The organism is Streptomyces millisiae (genome assembly GCF_031845425.1).
GTDB classification, from domain to species: Bacteria; Actinomycetota; Actinomycetes; order Streptomycetales; family Streptomycetaceae; genus Streptomyces; species Streptomyces millisiae.
The window spans coordinates 46503-65448 of record NZ_JAVREM010000033.1 but is presented as its reverse complement, the minus strand read 5'-3'; the positions used below and the strand labels follow the sequence as shown (position 1 = coordinate 65448).

Below are 18946 nucleotides of genomic sequence, written 5' to 3'. Positions count from 1 at the left end.
GGAGAGCCCTGCTCACCCGCGGGGCGTCACGCGCAGTAGGTGGACTCCCGGCCGGTGATCCGGTACGGGCAGTCCGCGTAGTCGAGGAGGAGCAGCACGGCCTCCCGGTTGCGCGCCGTCTCGCGGTCGATCACGCTGCCCGGCGGGTAGAAGCCGCCGCCCGACGCGGTCCTCGGGTACATCTCGAAGGTGAACGAGAAGATCCCCTGGTTGGCCCACATCCAGTCGTTGATCGAGCCGTCCGTGATGTACAGGTCGCTCGACTGCTGCGGCGTGTAGCCGTTGGTGTCCGCCAGCGCCGTGCCCAGCGCGCGGAACGCCGCGGCGTCGTCGGCGGTCAGGCCGGCCGCGGTGTCCGAGTAGGTGTAGCCGTAGGGCCACAGCACCAGCTCGCTGTAGGTGTGGAAGTCGATGTGCGAGGTGATCTGCTGCTCACCGCCGACCACCCGGCCGCGGACGAAGTTCGCGACCACCTGGGTCTCCGGCGCCGACTCGGGCGACGGGCCGCGGTAGGTCTCGCTGCCGGTGCTGCCCGACGAGCCGCCGCAGCAGCCCCACTGGTAGTTCCAGTTGCGGTTGATGTCGGTGCCCACGTTGGTCGAGCCGGAGTTGGGCTGCCGGTTCTTGCGCCAGCTGCGGAAGCTGCCCGTGGACTCCTGGTCGTAGACCTTGCCGTCGGGGTTGACCGAGGGGATCAGCCAGACCTCGCGCGTGTCGAGCAGCTCGGTGATCTCCGGGTCGGTGCCGTACTGCGTGGTCAGCTCCTCCAGCGTGTAGAGGGCCATCTCGACGGTCAGGTGCTCGCGCGCGTGCTGGTTGTGGGTGAACAGGACCTCGGGCTCGTCCTCGTCCACGGTCGCGTTGGCGCTGACCTTGACCGCGATGATGTCCCGGCCCTGGTAGGAGCGGCCGATCACCCGGCTGGTGACCAGGTTCGGGTACTGGGTCCTGGTCTGGTTCACGACCGTCAGCACGTCCGCGTACGTGTGGTAGTCCGAGGGCGCGGCGGCCTGGAAGTCGTTGCGTTCGACGGCGGTGCCCGGCAGCGCGGTGAGCTCGTAGCCGAGGTCGCGCAGCCGGGTGGCGTCGGCGGCGTCCGCGGTGATCACGACGGACGACGCGCGCACCTCGTCGATCGGGGTGCCGGTCCTGGCCAGTTCGGTGCGTTCGGCCTGGGTGTCCAGGTCGGCGACCTCGTACTGCTGGACCGGGACGGTGTCCTTCGGCCCCTCGTCCGGTGCGGGGGCGGCGCTGGCCTGGGTGCCGACGGTGATGGCCAGGGCGAGGGACACGATGGCGGCCGCGGCGGTGGTCCGCCTGCCTCGTCTGGGAAGTCGCAACACATCTCCTGGTTGGTGTAGGTGCGACGAGTGGGGTGGAGCCATGCTGGCGAATCTGGCATGCCCCGGTCAATGGCGCCTCGCCGGGGCGGGCCGCGCGTCACCCCTGCCGAAACGTCGCACCCACCCGCCACACCGCTACGGACCGGACAAGAACCGTTCGGGCCGGGAACGCCTACGGTGGAAGGAGAGGAGCACGCGATCGACGAGAGGGCGGATCGGTCATGACCACCGCGACATCCCCGCAGGCGTTCTGGCTCGCCGGGCGCCCGGCGACCGGCGACGACACCCTGGAGGTCACCTCGCCCTGGGACGGCAGGACCGTCGGCACGGCGAGCGTGCCCACCCCGGAACAGACGGAGGAGGCGGTCGCCGCGGCCGCGGCCGTCGCCGACGAGTTCGCCGCCACCCCGGCCTACGTACGGGCCGCCGCGCTCGACCACGTCGTGCGCCGGCTCGGCGAGCGGGCCGAGGAGATCGCCCGGCTGATCAGCGCCGAGAACGGCAAGCCGATGAAATGGGCCAGGATCGAGGTGGCCCGCTGCACCTCGGTCTTCCGCTGGGCCGCCGACGAGGCCCGCCGGTTCAACGGCGGCACCGCCCAGCGGCTCGACGCGGACGCCGGCGGCGCCGGCCGGCTCGCCCTCACCCGCCGCATCCCCTACGGCCCGGTGCTCGGCATCGCGCCCTTCAACTTCCCGCTGAACCTCTGCGCCCACAAGGTCGCCCCCGCCCTCGCGGCCGGCGCCCCGATCATCCTCAAGCCGGCCCCCGCCACCCCGCTCTCCGCGCTGCTGCTGGGCGAGCTGCTGGCCGAGACCGAGCTGCCGGCCGGCTCCTGGAGCGTGCTGCCGGTGCCGAACGAGGCGATGCCGCCGCTGGTGCAGGACCCGCGGCTGCCGATCATCTCCTTCACCGGCTCCGTACCGGTCGGCTGGTCCATCCGGGACTCGGTGCCGCGCAAGCGCGTGACGCTGGAGCTCGGCGGCAACGGCGCGGCCATCGTGCTCGCCGACTACGCCTCGGACGCCGACCTCGACTGGGCCGCGCAGCGCATCGCCACCTTCTCGAACTACCAGGGCGGCCAGTCCTGCATCTCCGTGCAGCGGGTGATCGCCGACACCGCCGTCTACGACCGGCTGCTGCCGCGGTTGATCTCGGCCGTCGAGTCGCTGGTCACCGGCGACCCGGCGGACGACGCCACCGACGTCGGCCCGCTGGTCAGCGAGGACGCGGCGCGCCGCGTCGAGTCCTGGGTCGAGGAGGCCACGGCGGCCGGCGCCAAGGTGCTCACCGGCGGCAGGCGGCAGGGCGCCAGCTACCAGCCGACCGTGCTGGAGGGCGTGCCGCACGACGCGAAGGTCGCCTGCGAGGAGGTCTTCGGCCCGGTCCTGTCGGTGACCAGGGTGGACGGCGAGGAGGCCGCGTTCGCCGCGGCCAACGACTCCGTCTTCGGCCTCCAGGCCGGCCTCTTCACCCACGACCTGCAGGCCGCCTTCCGCGCCCACCGGGCCCTGGAGGTCGGCGGCGTGATCGTCGGCGACGTCCCCTCCTACCGCGCCGACCAGATGCCGTACGGCGGCGTCAAGGCCTCCGGCGTGGGCCGCGAGGGCGTCCGCTTCGCGATGGAGGACTACACCTACGAGCGGGTCATGGTCCTCACCGGCCTCCAGCTGTAGCCACGCCCCGCTGCGCGCGGGGCGGATGGCGGGGATCTCCCCACCCACCCGCCCCCACGCGGGGCGGTGCGGGCCGGCCACCGGCGGCTTCGCCGCCGTCCTCCCCGCGCGAAGCGCGGCGGAAAGGGGGGGTGGGGGAGCGCCACCGCCCGTGCATGCGCGCTTCGCGCGAAAGGGCGGGTGGGTGGGCGAAACCCCTGCGAACCGCCGCGCGGCACGCACGCACCCCACCCGCCCCCGCGCGGAGAGCGAGAGGGCGGGTGGGCGGGGGAGAACCGCCGGCGGTGTGGGTCAGGTGAGGTCGAGTCGGTCCAGCCGCAGTGGCCCGTACAGTGCCAGTTCCACGTCGTGCACCCCGCCCAGAGGGCCCGGCAGTTCCGTGGTGACCGGCGTGTAGACGTACCGGTCACCGGTGGACGGCACGTCGAACGAGAGGGTGAGGCCGAGGTCGGGCACCCGCAGCTCGACCCGGCCGTCGCCCGGCTCCTCGCGGGCGGCCAGCAGCCGCACCCGCCCCGTGCCGCCCCCCTCGGCGCCACCGGCGCCACCGGCGCCACCGGCGCCGCTCGCGCCGCTCGCGCCGAAGTCGCAGGCGCGGAAGCGGAGCAGCGCCTCCGTGCCGTCGTCCGGCGCGGCCACCGCGTCGCCGACCACCGGGTCGCGGTCGACGATCCGGACGCCCTCGCTCTCGTCGTAGTCGACGGCGGCAAGGCCGGCGCGCCTGACCGGCCGTGGGCCGACCGGTTCCCCGGTCAGCTTCACGGTCGCGGCCTGCCGGATGTCCCGGCTCGACGCGCCGACCCGCACCGCGTACGCGCCCGGCTCGACCGCCCAGCGGCCGTGCGCGACGTCCCAGAAGCCCAGCGCGGAGCGCGCGGGCACCGTGAAGGTGAGCCGCCGGCTCTCGCCGGAGGTGAGCGTGACCCGCCGGTGGCCGATCAGCCACTGGTGCGGGCGGGGCACGCTCGGCTCGAGCGCGGCGGCGTAGAGCTGCACCACCTCGTCGCCCGCGACCGCTCCCGTGTTGGTGACGGTCACCTCGGCGGTCAGCGTCTCGTCGGTGGCGGTCACCGTCAGGTCGGCGTGGTCGAACGACGTGTACGACAGGCCGTGGCCGAACGGGTAGAGGGGCGTGCCGTCGTAGTAGAGGTACGTGGCGCGCGCCGCGATCAGGTCGTAGTCCAGGATCCCCGGCAGCTCCGCGTCGTCCGCGTACCAGGTCTGCGGCAGCCGGCCGGCCGGCGACACGTCCCCGCACAGCACGCGGGCCAGGGCCTCGCCGGCGGCCTGGCCGCCGTGCGCGGTCCACAGCAGCGCCGGCAGCGTGGCGTCCGCCTCCGGCACCGCGTACGGGTAGGACGAGACCAGCACCAGCGCGGTGCGCGGGTTGGCGGCGTGCGCGGCCCGCCACAGCCGGTCCTGGGCCGGCGGCAGCGCCAGGGTGAGCCGGTCCTCGGTCTCCCGGCCGTTGATGTGCGGGTCGTTGCCGGCCACCACCAGCACCACGTCCGCGCCGGCGGCGGCCGCGGCCACCGCGTCCGCGCCCCGCTCGACGGTCTCCACGAAGAAGACCTCGCCCGTCTCGCCCTCGGCGGCAACCTTCAGCCGCCCGGCGGCGACACACACATGGTTGCCGGTACCCCGATGCCGCAGGAGGTGGCCTCCGCCGTGCGGCTCCAAGGCGAACGTCTCCTGGACGACCCAGCCGCCGGGCTCCGCGGCGGAGGCCCGCACCAGGCCGTCGTCCGCGACGGAGAGGTAGCCCCCGTCGGGGGCGCGCAGCGTCAGTACCCCGTGGCCCCAGTCGACCAGGCGCAGCTCGGTGGCGTCCGCCGGCGCCGCGTCCGCGGTCAGCGGCGGCAGGTCGGTGCGGCCGCGAAGCAGCGCCGGGTCGAGCGCGGCGGCCGCGGTCAGCTCCAGGTCGGGGCCGCCGGCCGGCACCCGCACGAAGCCGCTCGCGGTGCGCAGTCGCACCACGTCGGCGCCGTCCGCGAACTCGACGCCGGCGACGCCCTGATGGGCGCGCAGGCCGTCCAGCGGGCTGCTGCGGCGCAGCAGCGAGCCGCTGTACCAGTCCAGCTTGACCTCGTCGGCCAGCGGGCCGACCACCGCCACCCGGGTGCCGGGCGCGAGCGGCAGCAGCCCGTCGTTCTTCAGCAGCACCACGGCCTTCTCGGCGGCCCGCAGCGCGAGTTCGCGGTGGGCGGGCGTGTCGAAGGCCGCGTCCGCGACATACGGGTCGAGCTCGGGGTCGAACTGGCCCAGCCGGAACCGCATGCCGAGCAGTCGGCCGACCGCCGTGTCCACGTCCCCCTCGGTGATCAGGCCCCGGCGCAGCGCCTCGGTCAGCCTGGCGACCGTGGGCGCCGGGTCCTCGCCGTGGTCGGTGAAGCTGTCGACGCCGGCGCGCAGCGCGGCCGCCAACCCCCGTTCGTGGTCCGGCAGATAGCCCTGGGAGCCGGCGATGTTGCTGGGCGCGCCGGCGTCCGAGCAGACCACCAGCGGCAGTTCCGTCCAGGTGCGCAACTCGCTGGCGAGCAGCGGCGAGAGGTGGTTGGGGCGGCCGTTGACCAGGTTGTAGGCGGGCATCACGCCGGCCACCGCGCCGGCGGCCACCGGGCCGCGGAAGGCGGGGAGCTCGTACTCGTGCAGCACCCGGGGCCGCACCGAGGTGGAGGCGGTGTCGCGGCGCTCCTCGTGGTTGTGGGCCAGCCAGTGCTTGAGCACCGGCGCCGTCCGCCAGTAGTCGGGGTGGTCGCCGCGGAGGCCACGGGTGTAGGCGGTGGCCAGCGCCGCGGTGAGCGCCGGGTCCTCGGCGTAGCCCTCCTCGTTGCGGCCCCACAGCGGGTGGCGCAGCAGGTTGACGGTGGGGGACCAGACGTTGAGCCCCACCCGCTCGTCGGACTCGCGCATGGCGCGCACCTCGCGCCCGGCCGCCTCGCCGACGGCGCGCACCAGCTCGTCGTCCCAGGTGGCGCCGAGCCCGACGGCCTGCGGGAAGACCGTCGCGCCGCCCATCCAGGCCACGCCGTGCAGGGCCTCCTGGCCGGTTCGGAAGGCGGGCAGCCCCAGCCGGGGCACCGCCGGCGCGAACTGGTGCAGCATGGCGAGTCGTTCGTCGAGGGTCAGCCGGCCGAGCAGGTCGGCGACGCGCTCGTCGACGCTCAGGGCCGGATCGCGGAACGGCGGTGGTCCGTCTGTCACTTCTGGGTCCCCAGGTTCCCTCGCGGTCACGGCCACGACTCCGTGGCCGTTTTCGAAGCGCTTCGATGCTGGGTTTCGCAACGGCCGTCTGTCAAGAGACCGTTCGACAACGACTCGCCGTCTCCTTGGCATCCTTGTTCTCTCCGGGCCCAGCCACGCTGATCTCCTTCGAAGGCACGTCGAATTTTCTTGTGAAGCAGGGCTTGTGCGGCCACTTGGGGGGTCTTAACCTCAGCGCAACATCGAAGCGCTTCGACCATCCTGCGCCACGGTCTTGCGAAGAAGCAGCCACGAAGGGTTGACGAGCATGCCCAACTCCCGCCCCGGACCCAGCCGGAGAAACTTCCTCGCGTCCTCGGCGATCGCAGCCGCGGCGACCATGGGTGGCGTGCCCCTGCTGTCCGCGTGCGGCGGTGGCGGTGGCGGCGGTGGCGGACAGGAGGGGCGCTCCTCCCTCTCCGAGCTGGAGCGGATGATGCCCACCTACCGGGCGTCCGAGGTCGCGGTCCCGCCGGACATCGCGGCCGAGAACGGCTCGAGCCCCGGCTACACCCGCTGGATCCCGCAGGAGGAGCTGGGCGTCTCCGTTCCCGAACCCCTGGGCAATGGCGGCGAGTTCACCGCCATGACCCCGCTGTGGGGCACCCCGCCCGACCCGGGCAACCCCTTCTGGACCGCCATGGACGAGGCCATCGGCGTCCGCATGAACTGGCAGACCCAGGACGGCAACACCTACCAGGAGCGGCTGGGCGCGGTGCTCGCCGGCAGCGACATCCCCGACCTGGTGTGCATACCCAACTGGGAGCTGCGCGGCCAGGTCCCGCAGGCCATCAGCAGCCGCTTCGCCGACCTCGGCCCCTTCCTCTCCGGCGACGCCGTCCTCGACTACCCCAACCTCGCCGCCATCCCCACCGCCGCCTGGCAGGCGTCCGTCTTCAGCGGCGCGCTGCGCGGCCTGCCCATGCCGGCCGCACCCATCGGCCTCGCCCCCTTCTACCGGCAGGACCTCTTCGAGGCGAACGGCTGGGAGGTGCCCACCAGCACCGACGAGTTCGTCGCCCTCTGCCAGGAGATCACCTCCCCGAACAACCGGGTCTGGGCCCTGGAGTCGAACGTCAAGTGGGCCGCGTGGTCCATCTTCGGCGTGCTCCCCGAGCGGCCCAACTACTTCGCCCGCGGCGACAACGGCCAGCTGATCAACCGCTACGAGACCGACGAGTACCTCGAAGCGCTGGAGTGGACGCGTGGGCTCTTCGACGCGGGCTTCGTCCACCCCGACTCGGTGGCCGTCTCCGGCGACCCCAACCAGCGGTTCACGTCCGGCGAGACCCTGATGATGTTCACCGGCGACGGCGTCTGGCACAACATGGTGGTCGAACAGCTCTCCGCCAACCCCGACTTCCGGATGAACGCCTTCGACTACTTCGGCGTCGACGGCAACGACCCGGTGCTCTACATGGGCAACGGCTCCACCATCTGGACCTTCGTCAACCGGAACCTCTCCGAGGACCGCATCCGCGAGGCGCTGCAGATCGCCAACTACACCGCCGCGCCCTACGGCACCGTGGAGAACCGGCTGCGCACCTTCGGTGTCGAGGGCACCCACTACACCGTGGAGGACGGCCAGCCGGTCCGCACCGACCAGGGCAACGTCGAGGTCGTCCCCGAGACCTACACCTTCATCGCCACCCCGCAGCACACCATCGCCTGGTCCGACACGCCCCAGATGGTGGAGGACCAGACCGGCTGGCAGAAGCGCAACCTGCGCTTCGCCCGGGAGCCGCTGTTCTACGGCCGGCAGGTCCAGGAGCCGGCCCGGCTCGCCAACATCAACGACGGCTTCGAGGACCTGGAGGACGACGTGGTCCGCGGCCGCCAGTCCATCCGCGACATGCAGAACGCCGTCGCCGACTGGCGGCGCAACGGCGGCGACGAGCTGCGCGACTTCTACCAGCGGCTGCTGGACGAAGAAGACGCCTGACCGCCGGCCAGAGACGAAGGAGCTCCCGTGTCCCAGAGCACGGTTCCCCGCCCCCCGGTGCCGGCGGAGGGCGGCGCCACCCCGCCGCCGCGGAAGGCGGCGCCGGCCGGCCGGAAGCGCCGCCGCGCCGCCGCCACGCCGCCGGGCGGCATCCGGTTCCGGCACAAGCTGCGCCGGGACTACGCGCTCATCCTGATGACGTTGCCCGCCGTGGCGCTGCTCGTGGTGTTCGCCTACATCCCCATCGCGGGCAACGTCATCGCCTTCCAGTACTTCAGCCCCTACGCCGGCGACGGCTTCTTCGACTCCATGGCCAACAGCGCCTGGACGGGGATGGAGAACTTCCAGCGGATGCTGGAGGACCGGGACTTCTGGCGCGCCGTGCGCAACACCGTGATGTTCTCGGGGCTCCAGCTGCTCCTCTACTTCCCCATCCCCATCGCCCTCGCCCTGCTGATCAACAGCGTGCTGCACAGCAAGGTGCGCGCCTGGGCCCAGGCGGTGCTCTACCTGCCGCACTTCTTCTCCTGGGTGCTGGTCATCACCGTCTTCCAGCAGCTCTTCGGCGGCGCGGGCCTGGTGGCCCAGCTGCTGCGCGACTGGGGCTGGGCCGACGGCTTCGACCTGATGACCGACCCCGGCTTCTTCAAGTGGCTGATCACCGCGCAGGTGATCTGGAAGGACGCCGGCTGGGGCATCATCGTCTTCCTCGCCGCGCTCTCCACGGTCAACACCGAGCTCTACGAGTCGGCCGCGGTCGACGGCGCCGGCCGCTGGAGCCGCATGTGGCACGTGACGCTGCCCGCGCTACGGCCCGTCATCGCGCTGCTGCTGGTCCTCCAGGTCGGCAACATGCTCACCATCGGCGGCGAGCAGTTCCTCATCCAGCGCACCGCCGTGGGACCCGGCGCCGCCGAGGTGCTCGACACCTACGTCTGGCACCGCGGCATCCAGAACGGCGACTTCAGCTACGCGGCCGCCATCGGCATCGTCAAGGGCATCTTCAGCGTGGGCCTGGTGCTTGCCGCCAACCGGGTCGCCCACGCGATGGGCGAACAGGGGGTGTATTCACGGCGATGAGCGACACCAGCGTCCTCGCCTACGACGACGAGGAGAAGGAGACCGGCAGCCGGCACCGACCGGCCTGGGAGGAGCGGCCCACCAGGGTCGGCCTCACCGCCAAGGGCACCATCCTCACGATCGCCCTGCTGGCGATCCTCTTCCCCCTCTGGATCATCGTCGTCACCTCGTTCTCCGACGCCGAGACCATCTCGCGCAGCGGCGGCCTCGTCGTCTGGCCCCAGGGCCTCAGCCTGGACGCCTACCGCGAGCTGCTCAGCGGCGGCGAGGTCTCCCGGGCCATGATGGTCTCCATCGGGGTGACCGTCGTCGGCACCCTGCTCTCCATGACGGTCTCGATCCTGGCCGCCTACGGGCTCTCCAGGCTCGGCTCGCTCTGGCACCGCACCCTGCTGTTCACGCTGATGACCACCATGTTCTTCGGTGGCGCCGGCATCATCCCCACCTATCTGCTCATCCAGAGCCTGGGGCTGATGAACAGCTACGCGGCGCTGATCCTGCCGATGGCCGTCAACGTCTTCAACATCCTGGTGCTGCGCGCGTTCTTCATGAACGTCGGCCAGGAGATCATCGACAGCGCCCGCATCGACGGCGCCAGCGACCTGCGCATCCTGTGGCAGATCGTGCTGCCGCTCTCCCGCGCCGTGCTGGCCGTCATCTCCCTCTTCTACGCCGTCGCCTACTGGGGCAACTGGTTCGCCGGCTTCATCTACATCACCGACCAGGAGAAGCTGCCCCTGCAGAACGTCCTCCAGCAGATCGTCATCGCCGGCGAACGCCCGGCCGGCATGGCGCAGGCGATCGGCACCGGGCAGATCCCCTCCCTCGCCGTGCAGACCGCCGTCATGGTGCTGGCGCTGCTGCCGGTCGCCGTGCTCTCCCCGTTCGTCCAGCGGCACTTCAAGAAGGGCATGCTGATCGGTGCCGTCAAGGGCTGACGGCACGACCGAGGAGAGGAGACACCATGGCGGGGCTCGGAGACGCGACACGCGGGCGGTTGCTGTTCGGGGGTGACTACAACCCGGAGCAGTGGCCGGCGGAGGTCTGGCAGGAGGACGTCCGGCTGATGAAGGAGGCCGGCGTCAACCTGGCCACCGTCGGCGTCTTCTCCTGGGCCACCATCGAACCCCGCCCCGGCGCACGGGAGTTCGGCTGGCTCGACACCGTCCTCGGGCTGCTGCACGACGCCGGCGTCGGGGTCGCGCTCGCCACCCCCACCGCCTCCCCGCCGCCGTGGCTCGGGGCCAGGCACCCCGAGACGCTGCCACGCGACGAGACGGGCGCGATCGTCTGGTACGGCTCGCGCAACCAGTTCTGCGCCTCCTCGCCCGTCTACCGGGACCACGCCCGGCGCATCACCGAGGACCTGGCCGCCCGCTACGGCGACCACCCGGCGCTGCGCGTCTGGCACATCAACAACGAGTACTGCACGACCTGCTACTGCGACGAGACGGCGCGCCACTTCCGGCGTTGGCTGCGCGAGCGGCACGGCACCCTGGACGCCCTCAACGAGGCCTGGGGCACGGCGTTCTGGAGCCAGCGCTACGACGCGTGGGAGGAGATCATCCCGCCGCGCCGCGCCCAGTACCTGAACAACCCGGCGCAGCTGCTCGACTTCCGCCGCTTCACCAGCGACGCGCTGCTCGAGTGCTTCACCGCCGAGCGCGACATCGTCGCCGCGCACAGCCCGCACGTCCCGGTCACCACCAACTTCATGCCGCTCTTCGCCGGCCAGGACGGCTGGCGGTGGGCGGCCGAGGAGGACGTGGTCTCCGTCGACATCTACCCGGAACCGGCCGCCGGCTTCGGCGACCCGGCCGGGCCCGCGTACGGCGCGCTCGTCCAGGACCTCACGCGCTCCCAGGCCCGGGGGCCCTGGATGCTGATGGAGCAGGCCGCCTCCGCCGTCAACTTCCGCCCGGTCAACGTGCCGAAGCCGGCCGGCGTCACCCGGCTCTGGTCGCTCCAGGCCGTCGCCCGCGGCGCCGACGCGGTCTGCTTCTTCCAGTGGCGGCAGTCGCGGCAGGGCAGCGAGAAGTTCCACTCCGCCATGCTGCCGCACGCCGGCGAGCGCTCCCGGGGCTTCCGCCGGATCGCCGACCTGGGCGCCGAACTCGACGCGCTGAGCCCCGTCGTGGGCGCCGACGTGCCCGCCGACATCGCCGTCCTGCACGACTGGTCGGCCTGGTGGGCCAGCGGCCAGCCGGGCCGGCCGTCCGCCGAGCTCGACCACGCCGCGCTGCTCGGCGCCTGGCACCACGCCCTGTGGCGACGCAACCTCACCACCGACCTCGCACACCCCGAGGCCGACCTGAGCCGCTACCGGATGGTCGTCATCCCCCAGCTCTACCTGCTCACCGACGCCGCCCTGGACAACATCGCCGCCTTCGTGACCAACGGGGGCACCCTGGTCTGCGGCTTCTTCACCGGCGTCGCCGACGCCGACGACCGCGTCCGCGAGGGCGGCGTGGACGCCAGGCTGCGCCGCGTCCTCGGCCTGGACCTCGTCCACGAGTGGAGCCCGCTGCCGGCCGGCACCACCGTGCGGCTCAGCGACGGCACCGCCGGCACGCTGTGGAGCGAGGACCTGTCGCCGGCCGGCGCGCACACCGTCGCCGCCTACGCCGAGGGCGAGTTGGCCGGCCGGCCGGCCATCACCCGCGCCGAGCACGGCGCCGGCACCGCCTGGTACCTCTCCACGCTGCCCGAACCCGACGCGCTCGCCGAGCTGTTGGCCGACGCCGCCGCCACCGCCGGGGTGACGCCCGTGCTGGCCGGGCTCCCCGAGGGCGTCGAGGCGGTCAGGCGCGGCACCCTGCTCTTCCTCCTCAACCACCGGCCCGAGCCGGTGACCGCGCGCCTGCCGGCGCCCGCCACCGACCTGCTCACCGGTAAGCACCACGAGGAGGAGGTGATTCTGGACCGCCTCGGCGCAGCCGTGCTGCGGTCCTGAACCCCCCACAGTCCCCCCACCCCGAAGGGAGACGCACCACCGTGATACGAGCCGCACGAAAGCTCTTCCTGAACCGTCTCGTGACGCCGCTGATCGCGCTGTTCGCGGCGTTCGGCCTGACCCTCACCACCGCCACCTCGGCACACGCCGCCACCTGGGAGAGCTCGGACCAGTGGGGCACCTGGAACAACGGCGGGTACATCCTCTACAACAACATCTGGGGCTCCGGCGCCGGCCCGCAGAGCATCTGGGCCAACAGCTACAGCCAGTGGGGAGTCTGGGCGAACCACCCCAACACCGGTGGCATCAAGTCCTACCCGAACGCCAAGCGCGTCGTGAACCGGCCGCTCAACCAGCTGAACTCGCTGAGCAGCTCGTACAACGTCACCGTCCCGAACACCGGCGCCTACAACACCGCCTACGACATCTGGGACACCGACTACGACCACGAGGTCATGCTCTGGATGAACTGGACGGGCCCGGTCGGCCCGCTCGGCACCTACCAGACCCGGGTCACCCAGGGCGGCCACACCTGGGACGTCTACCGGGGCAGCAACGGCGCCAACAACGTCTACTCGTTCCTGCGGGTCGGCGGCAACTCCTACTCGGGAACGGTGAACATCCTGCCGATCCTGCGGTGGATCGCCAACCAGGGCTGGTGGTCGCAGAGCGAGCCCATCGGTGACGTCCAGTTCGGCTACGAGATCACCTCGTCGTCGGGCGGACTGAACTTCACCACCAACTCGTTCAACGTCAACTTCAGCTGAGCGCGGTCCCGCCCGGCGGTCTCGCACCGCCGGGCGGTCACCGCGCGCCGTTGGCCGGGGCGTGCGAGACCGGCACCCCGGCGGCGGGCCCGGTGCTCGCCCGGACCGTCAACGTCGGCGGCAGCAGCTCGGTGTGCGTGCCGGCCGGGGCGAGCACGGCGTCCGGCCGCAGCCGGTCCATCACCAGCTCGACGGCGCGCTGCCCCATCTCGAAGGCCGGGATGGCCACCGAGGTCAGCGCGACCGACTGCTGGGTGGCGACCTGCTCGGGGCAGACGGCCACCACCGAGATGTCCTCGGGCACCGCCCGGCCCTGCTGGCGCAGCAGGCTCAGCATCGGGCCGATCACCGCCTCGTTCTGCACGATGATCGCGGTGGTGCCGGGGCGCTCGTCGAAGATCCTGGAGAGCGTGCCGGCCATCGACTCGTAGCTGCCCTCGCACGGCCGGTGCAGCACCCGCACGCCCAGCTCGGCGGCCCGCTCGCGCACCCCGAGGATGGTCCGCTCGGCGAACCCGGTGCGCCGCTCGTACACGGCCGCCGCCTCGCCCACCATCGCGATCTCCCGGTGCCCGAGCCCCGCCAGGTGGCTCACGCACTGCCGCCCGGTCTCCGCGAAGTCCAGGTCCACACAGGTGAGTTCACCGGTGTCGGCAGGCAGCCCGATCAGCACGGCCGGCCGCCGGGTCTCCCGCACCAGCGGCAGCCGCTCGTCCTCCAGCTCCACGTCCATCAGGATCATGGCGTCGGCCAGGCCGCTGCCCACCACCCGCCGGGTGGCCTCCGGGCCCTCCTGGCCGGTCAGCAGCAGCACGTCGTGCGCGTGCTCGCGCGCCGTGGTGGCCACCGCGATGGCGATCTCCATCATCACCGGCAGGTACATGTCGGTGCGCAGCGGCATCATCAGGGCGATGATGTTCGACCTGCTGCTCGCCAGCGCCCTCGCTCCGGCGTTCGGGTGATAGCCGAGCTCCCGGATGCTCCGCTCCACGCGCTCCCTGGTCCGGGCCGAAATGGTCCGCTTACCGCTGAGGACGTAACTCACCGTGCTGGCTGAGACGCCGGCGTGCCGGGCGACCTCGGCGAGAGTGACCATATGGCCTCCCCAGTGGTGTGAAGCGCTTCGACGGCGGATGTCAGTGCAACCGCGTTGACCATAGACCGATCAACTCTCCGTGTCCATAGATGTATCGAAGCGCTTCAACGCCGACGTCGAAGCCCTCTTCCGGCACTCCGCCGGGCGGCCGATTCCGACCTCTGTACGGGCGTCCTCTGATACGCGGGGCCCGCCATCGGGTACATAACGGAATGGCACCTTCCGAGGACGCCGCCGACGGCGAGGGCGAGGTGAGCGAGCATGACCGTCTCCGAGGACGAGGCCCGCCGGGTGGCGGAGGGCGCGCGGCAGCGGGAGTGGCGGGGACCCAGCTTCGCCCGCGAGCTGTTTCTCGGCCGCTTCAGGCCCGACCTGATCCATCCGCGCCCCGAACCCGACCCCGAGGTGGCCCGGCACGGCCAGGAGTATCTCGACCGGCTCCGCGCCTTCTGCGAGCGCGCCATCGACGGCGCCCGGATCGACCGCGAGGGCCGGGTGCCGGACGAGGTGGTCGCCGGGCTGCGCGAGATCGGCGCCTTCGGCATGAAGATCGCCCCCGAGTACGGCGGGATCGGCCTCAACCACCTCTACTACAACCGGGCCCTCGCCCTGGTCGGCTCGGCCAGCCCGGCCGTCGGCGCGATGCTCTCCGCCCACCAGTCCATCGGCGTGCCCGAGCCCCTGAAGCTCTTCGGCACCGAGGAGCAGAAGCGCGCGTTCCTGCCCCGATGCGCCCGCGGCGAGATCTCCGCCTTCCTGCTCACGGAGCCCGACGTCGGCTCCGACCCGGCCCGGCTCGCCGCCACCGCCGAGCGGGACGGCGACTCCTACCTGCTGGACGGGGTCAAGCTGTGGACCACCAACGGGGTGGTCGCCGACCTGCTCGTGGTGATGGCCAAGGTCCCCGACGCCGGCATCACCGCCTTCGTCGTCGAGGCCGACTCGCCCGGCATCACGGTCGAGCACCGCAACGAGTTCATGGGCCTGCGCGGCCTGGAGAACGGCGTCACCCGGCTGCACCGGGTCCGGGTCCCGGCCGTCAACCGCATCGGGGAGGAGGGCGAGGGGCTGCGGATCGCCCTCACCACCCTCACCACGGGACGGCTCGCCATGCCCGCCACCTGCGCCGCCGCGGGCAAGTGGTGCCTGCGCGTCGGCCGCGAGTGGTCCCAGGCCAGGATCCAGTGGGGCAAGCCGATCGCCAGGCACGAGGCGATCGGCTCCCGGCTGGCGTTCATCGCCGCCACCACCTTCGCCATGGAGGCCGTCCTCGACCTGGTCAGCGAGCTGGCCGACGAGGGCGGCAGGGACATCCGCATCGAGGCCGCCATCGCCAAGCTCTACGGCAGCGAGATGGCCTGGCGGATGGCCGACGACCTGGTCCAGATCCGCGGCGGCCGCGGCTTCGAGACCGCCGACTCGCTGGTCGCCCGCGGCGAGCGCGGCGTGCCGGCCGAGCAGCTGCTCCGCGACCTCCGCATCTACCGGATCTTCGAGGGATCGAGCGAGATCATGCGGCTGCTGATCGCCCGCGAGGCGGTCGACACCCACCTCAAGGTCGCCGGCGGCCTGATCGAGCCCGACTCCTCGCTCACCGAGAAGCGCCGCGCCCTCACCTCGGCCGGTCGCTTCTACGCCCGCTGGCTGCCGTCCCTGGCCGTGGGGCGAGGCCAACTCCCGCTCTCCTACGGCGACTTCCACGTATCCCGGCACCCCAACCTGGCCGCCCACCTGCGCTATGTGGAACGCGCCGCCCGCCGGCTGGCCCGCGAGACCTTCTTCGCCATGTCCCGTTGGCGCGGCCGCCTGGAGACCAAGCAACGCCTGCTGGCCCGCGTCGTCGACATCGGCTCCGAGCTCTTCGTGATGACCGCCGCCTGCGTGCACGCCGAGCGCCTCCGCGACCAGGACGACCACGGCCGGCAGGCGTACCGGCTGGCCGACGTCTTCTGCCGGCAGGCCCGCCAGCGGGTCGAGGCCCTGTTCGCGGAGCTGATGCACAACACCGACGTCGCCGACCAGGCCCTGGTGCGCCAACTCCTGGAAGGCGACTACCGCTGGCTCGAGGAGGGCATCCTCGACCCCACCGCCGAGGGCCCCTGGATCGCCGACACCACCCCCGGACCCGCCACCACCCCCAACGTGCACCGCCACATCCCCTGACCCCGGGTGGCGGCGCCGGTTCCCGGGGGCGTGGCGGGGACCGTTGACGGGGGTGGGGACAATGGGGGGATGACCGAGACATCCGTCTGTTTGGCCGACCCCCACCTCCGCTACGCGGCGCAGTCGCCGCCCGACGCGCCGCGCGAGGTGGCGGTCCTGGGGTCCACCGGCTCCATCGGCACCCAGGCCGTCGACGTGGTGCTGCGGAACCCGGAGCGCTTCCGGGTCACGGCGCTGTCCGCCGGCGGCGGGAACGTCGAGCTGCTGGCCGAGCAGGCGCACCGGCTGCGGGTGCGCGCCGTCGGCGTGGCGCGCGCCGAGCGCGCGGGCGCGCTGCGGGAGGCGCTGCGCGCGCGGTACGGCGCCGGCGAGGCGCTGCCCGAGGTCCTGGCCGGGCCCGACGCGGCGACCGAACTCGCGGCCCGCCCCTGCCACACCGTGCTCAACGGCATCACCGGATCCATCGGTCTCGCCCCCACGCTCGCGGCGCTGGAGGCCGGACACGTGCTGGCGCTGGCCAACAAGGAGTCGCTGATCGTCGGCGGGCCGCTGGTCACCGGGCTGGCCAAGCCGGGCCAGATCGTGCCGGTCGACTCCGAGCACTCGGCGCTCTTCCAGGCGCTGCTCGGCGGCACCCGCGCCGAGGTGTCCCGGCTCGTCGTGACGGCGAGCGGCGGCCCGTTCCGCGGGCGGAAGCGCGCGGAGCTGACGCACGTCACGCCGGCCGATGCCCTGGCGCACCCCACCTGGGCCATGGGCCCGGTGATCACCATCAACTCGGCCACCCTGGTCAACAAGGGACTGGAGGTGATCGAGGCGCACCTGCTCTACGGCATCCCGTTCGACCGCATCGAGGTCGTCGTCCACCCGCAGTCCTACATCCACTCCATGGTGGAGTTCACCGACGGCTCCACGCTCGCCCAGGCCAGCCCGCCGGACATGCGGATGCCCATCGCGCTGGGCCTCGGCTGGCCGGAGCGGGTCCCCGGGGTGGCCGCGCCCGTCGACTGGACCCGGGCGCACACCTGGGAGTTCCTGCCGCTGGACACCGATGCCTTCCCCTCGGTGCCGCTCGCCTGCCGGGTGGGTAGCCTCGGCGGTACCGCGCCCGCGGTGTTCAACGCGGCCAACGAGGAGTGCGTCGACGCCTTCCTCGCCGGCCGGCTGCCGTTCACCGGGATCGTGGACACGGTCGCTCAGGTGGTCGAGGAGCTGGGCTCCACCCCCTCCGGAACCTCCCTGACCCTGCCGGACGTCCTCGAAGCGGAGACCAGGGCGCGCGCCCGCGCCCGCGAGCTGGCCGGGACCGCCGGCCGGACCACGACGGAGGCGACCACGGCATGACCGCGCTGATGTTCATCCTCGGGATACTCGTCTTCGTCTTCGGCCTGCTGTTCTCCATCGCCTGGCACGAGCTCGGCCACTACTCGACCGCCCGGATGTTCGGCGTCCGGGTGCCGCAGTTCATGGTCGGCTTCGGCCCGACCATCTGGTCGCGGCACGGCAAGGAGACCGAGGTCGGCATCAAGGCCATCCCGTTCGGCGGCTACATCCGCATGATCGGCATGTTCCCGCCCGGCGACGACGGCAAGGTGCGCAAGCGCTCCACCTCCCCGTTCCGCGGCATGATCGAGGACGCCAGGGCGGCCGCCTTCGAGGAGCTGCAGCCGGGCGACGAGAAGCGGCTCTTCTACACCCGCAAGCCCTGGAAGCGGATCATCGTGATGTTCGCCGGGCCGGGGATGAACCTGATCCTGGCCGTGGGGATCTTCCTCGGCGTGCTGATGGGCTTCGGCGTCAACACCCAGACCACCGCCGTCGCCTCCGTCTCCGAGTGCGTGATCGCGCAGAGCGAGGAGCCCCGCGACTGCCAGTCCGGGGACACCCCGGCGCCGGCCGCCGCTGCCGGGCTGCGTGCCGGCGACGTGATCACCGCCTTCGACGGCGAGCCGATCGACGACTGGGGCACCCTCCAGCAGCGCATCCGGGACACCACGGGCGCCGCCACCATCACCGTGGACCGGGACGGCCAGACCCTCGAACTGCACGCCGACCTCATCGAGAACCAGGTCGCGAGGACCGACGGCAACGGCGGCTACGTCGAGGGCGAGTACGTCACCGCCGGGTTCCTCGGCTTCTCACCGGCCAGCGGCGTCGTCCGGCAGGACTTCGGGCAGGCCGTCGACCGGATGGGCGACATGATGACCACCGGCGTCGAGGCGATGATCGACATACCGTCCAAGATCCCGGGGCTGTGGGACGCGGCCTTCGGCGGCGGCGAGCGCGAGCCCGACTCCCCGATGGGCGTGGTCGGCGCGGCCCGCGTCGGCGGCGACATCTTCACCCTCGACATCCCGGCCAGCCAGCAGGTCGCCACCGCGCTCTTCCTGATCGCCGGCTTCAACCTCTCCCTGTTCCTGTTCAACATGCTGCCGCTGCTCCCGCTGGACGGCGGGCACATCGCGGGCGCCGCCTGGGAGTCGCTCCGCCGCGGCTTCGCCAGGGTGACCAGGCGCCCCGACCCGGGCCCGTTCGACGTCGCCCAGCTGATGCCGGTGGCCTATGTGGTGGCCGGTGTGTTCATCTGCTTCACGTTGCTGGTGCTGGCCGCCGATATCATCAACCCCGTGCGGCTGACCGGGTGAGGTGCCGTACGCTCAAGGCCTGAGCCCGGGCCGCGCGC

At 72.3% G+C, this 18946-nt stretch carries 12 protein-coding genes; 9 read left to right on the top strand and 3 right to left on the bottom strand.

The window, feature by feature from the left end; translation table 11 throughout:
* Positions 1 to 26: 26 nt before the first annotated feature.
* Positions 27 to 1340 carry a M14 family metallopeptidase gene (locus tag RNC47_RS22330; protein WP_311601275.1) on the bottom strand — a complete coding sequence of 438 codons (1314 nt, stop codon included), beginning with the start codon at positions 1338 to 1340 and terminating at the stop codon, positions 27 to 29.
* A 224-nt stretch (positions 1341 to 1564) separates the two neighbouring features.
* Between RNC47_RS22330 and RNC47_RS22325 the strand changes: the two genes are divergently transcribed.
* Positions 1565 to 3019 (top strand): aldehyde dehydrogenase family protein, encoded by a 1455-nt coding sequence (locus RNC47_RS22325; protein WP_311601274.1) that lies wholly within the window; start codon positions 1565 to 1567, stop codon positions 3017 to 3019.
* Between the two features lie 291 nt (positions 3020 to 3310).
* On the opposite strand, the gene RNC47_RS22320 is transcribed toward RNC47_RS22325, so the two are convergent.
* On the bottom strand, positions 3311 to 6223 hold the full coding sequence (locus RNC47_RS22320; protein ID WP_311601273.1) for a glycoside hydrolase family 3 C-terminal domain-containing protein: 2913 nt from the start codon (positions 6221 to 6223) through the stop codon (positions 3311 to 3313).
* A gap of 379 nt (positions 6224 to 6602) precedes the next feature.
* On the opposite strand from RNC47_RS22320, the gene RNC47_RS22315 reads away from it, so the two are divergent.
* Genes RNC47_RS22315 through RNC47_RS22295 form a run of 5 tightly spaced genes read left to right on the top strand, consistent with a single transcriptional unit; the run spans position 6603 to position 13004 of the window.
* Positions 6603 to 8204 carry an extracellular solute-binding protein gene (locus RNC47_RS22315; protein WP_311601278.1) on the top strand — a complete coding sequence of 534 codons (1602 nt, stop codon included), beginning with the start codon at positions 6603 to 6605 and terminating at the stop codon, positions 8202 to 8204.
* Between the two features lie 27 nt (positions 8205 to 8231).
* Positions 8232 to 9284: an ABC transporter permease gene (locus RNC47_RS22310; RefSeq protein ID WP_311601272.1), complete on the top strand. Its 1053-nt coding sequence runs from the start codon at positions 8232 to 8234 to the stop codon at positions 9282 to 9284.
* On the top strand, positions 9281 to 10222 hold the full coding sequence (locus RNC47_RS22305; RefSeq protein ID WP_311601271.1) for a carbohydrate ABC transporter permease: 942 nt from the start codon (positions 9281 to 9283) through the stop codon (positions 10220 to 10222). Before RNC47_RS22310 ends, RNC47_RS22305 begins: the two co-directional genes overlap by 4 nt.
* Positions 10223 to 10248: 26 nt before the next feature.
* A complete protein-coding gene (locus RNC47_RS22300) occupies positions 10249 to 12237 on the top strand; it encodes a beta-galactosidase (protein ID WP_311601270.1) in 1989 nt (662 codons plus the stop codon).
* Between the two features lie 41 nt (positions 12238 to 12278).
* Positions 12279 to 13004 (top strand): GH12 family glycosyl hydrolase domain-containing protein, encoded by a 726-nt coding sequence (locus RNC47_RS22295; RefSeq protein ID WP_394814845.1) that lies wholly within the window; start codon positions 12279 to 12281, stop codon positions 13002 to 13004.
* Positions 13005 to 13041: 37 nt separating this feature from the next.
* Here the strand turns inward: RNC47_RS22295 and RNC47_RS22290 are convergent, their stop codons facing one another.
* Entirely contained in the window at positions 13042 to 14100 is a 1059-nt protein-coding gene (locus tag RNC47_RS22290; protein ID WP_311601269.1) for a LacI family DNA-binding transcriptional regulator, read from the bottom strand.
* A gap of 261 nt (positions 14101 to 14361) precedes the next feature.
* Here RNC47_RS22290 and RNC47_RS22285 point away from each other — a divergent pair, with 261 nt between their 5' ends.
* The 3 genes from RNC47_RS22285 to RNC47_RS22275 all read left to right on the top strand — a co-directional run bounded on the left by RNC47_RS22285 (position 14362) and on the right by RNC47_RS22275 (position 18908).
* Positions 14362 to 16263 (top strand): acyl-CoA dehydrogenase family protein, encoded by a 1902-nt coding sequence (locus tag RNC47_RS22285; protein ID WP_311601268.1) that lies wholly within the window; start codon positions 14362 to 14364, stop codon positions 16261 to 16263.
* A gap of 69 nt (positions 16264 to 16332) precedes the next feature.
* Positions 16333 to 17607 (top strand): 1-deoxy-D-xylulose-5-phosphate reductoisomerase, encoded by a 1275-nt coding sequence (gene dxr / locus RNC47_RS22280; RefSeq protein WP_311601267.1) that lies wholly within the window; start codon positions 16333 to 16335, stop codon positions 17605 to 17607.
* Positions 17604 to 18908, top strand: coding sequence for a M50 family metallopeptidase (locus RNC47_RS22275; RefSeq protein WP_311601266.1), 1305 nt, complete (start codon positions 17604 to 17606; stop codon positions 18906 to 18908). Before dxr ends, RNC47_RS22275 begins: the two co-directional genes overlap by 4 nt.
* Positions 18909 to 18946: the final 38 nt, after the last annotated feature.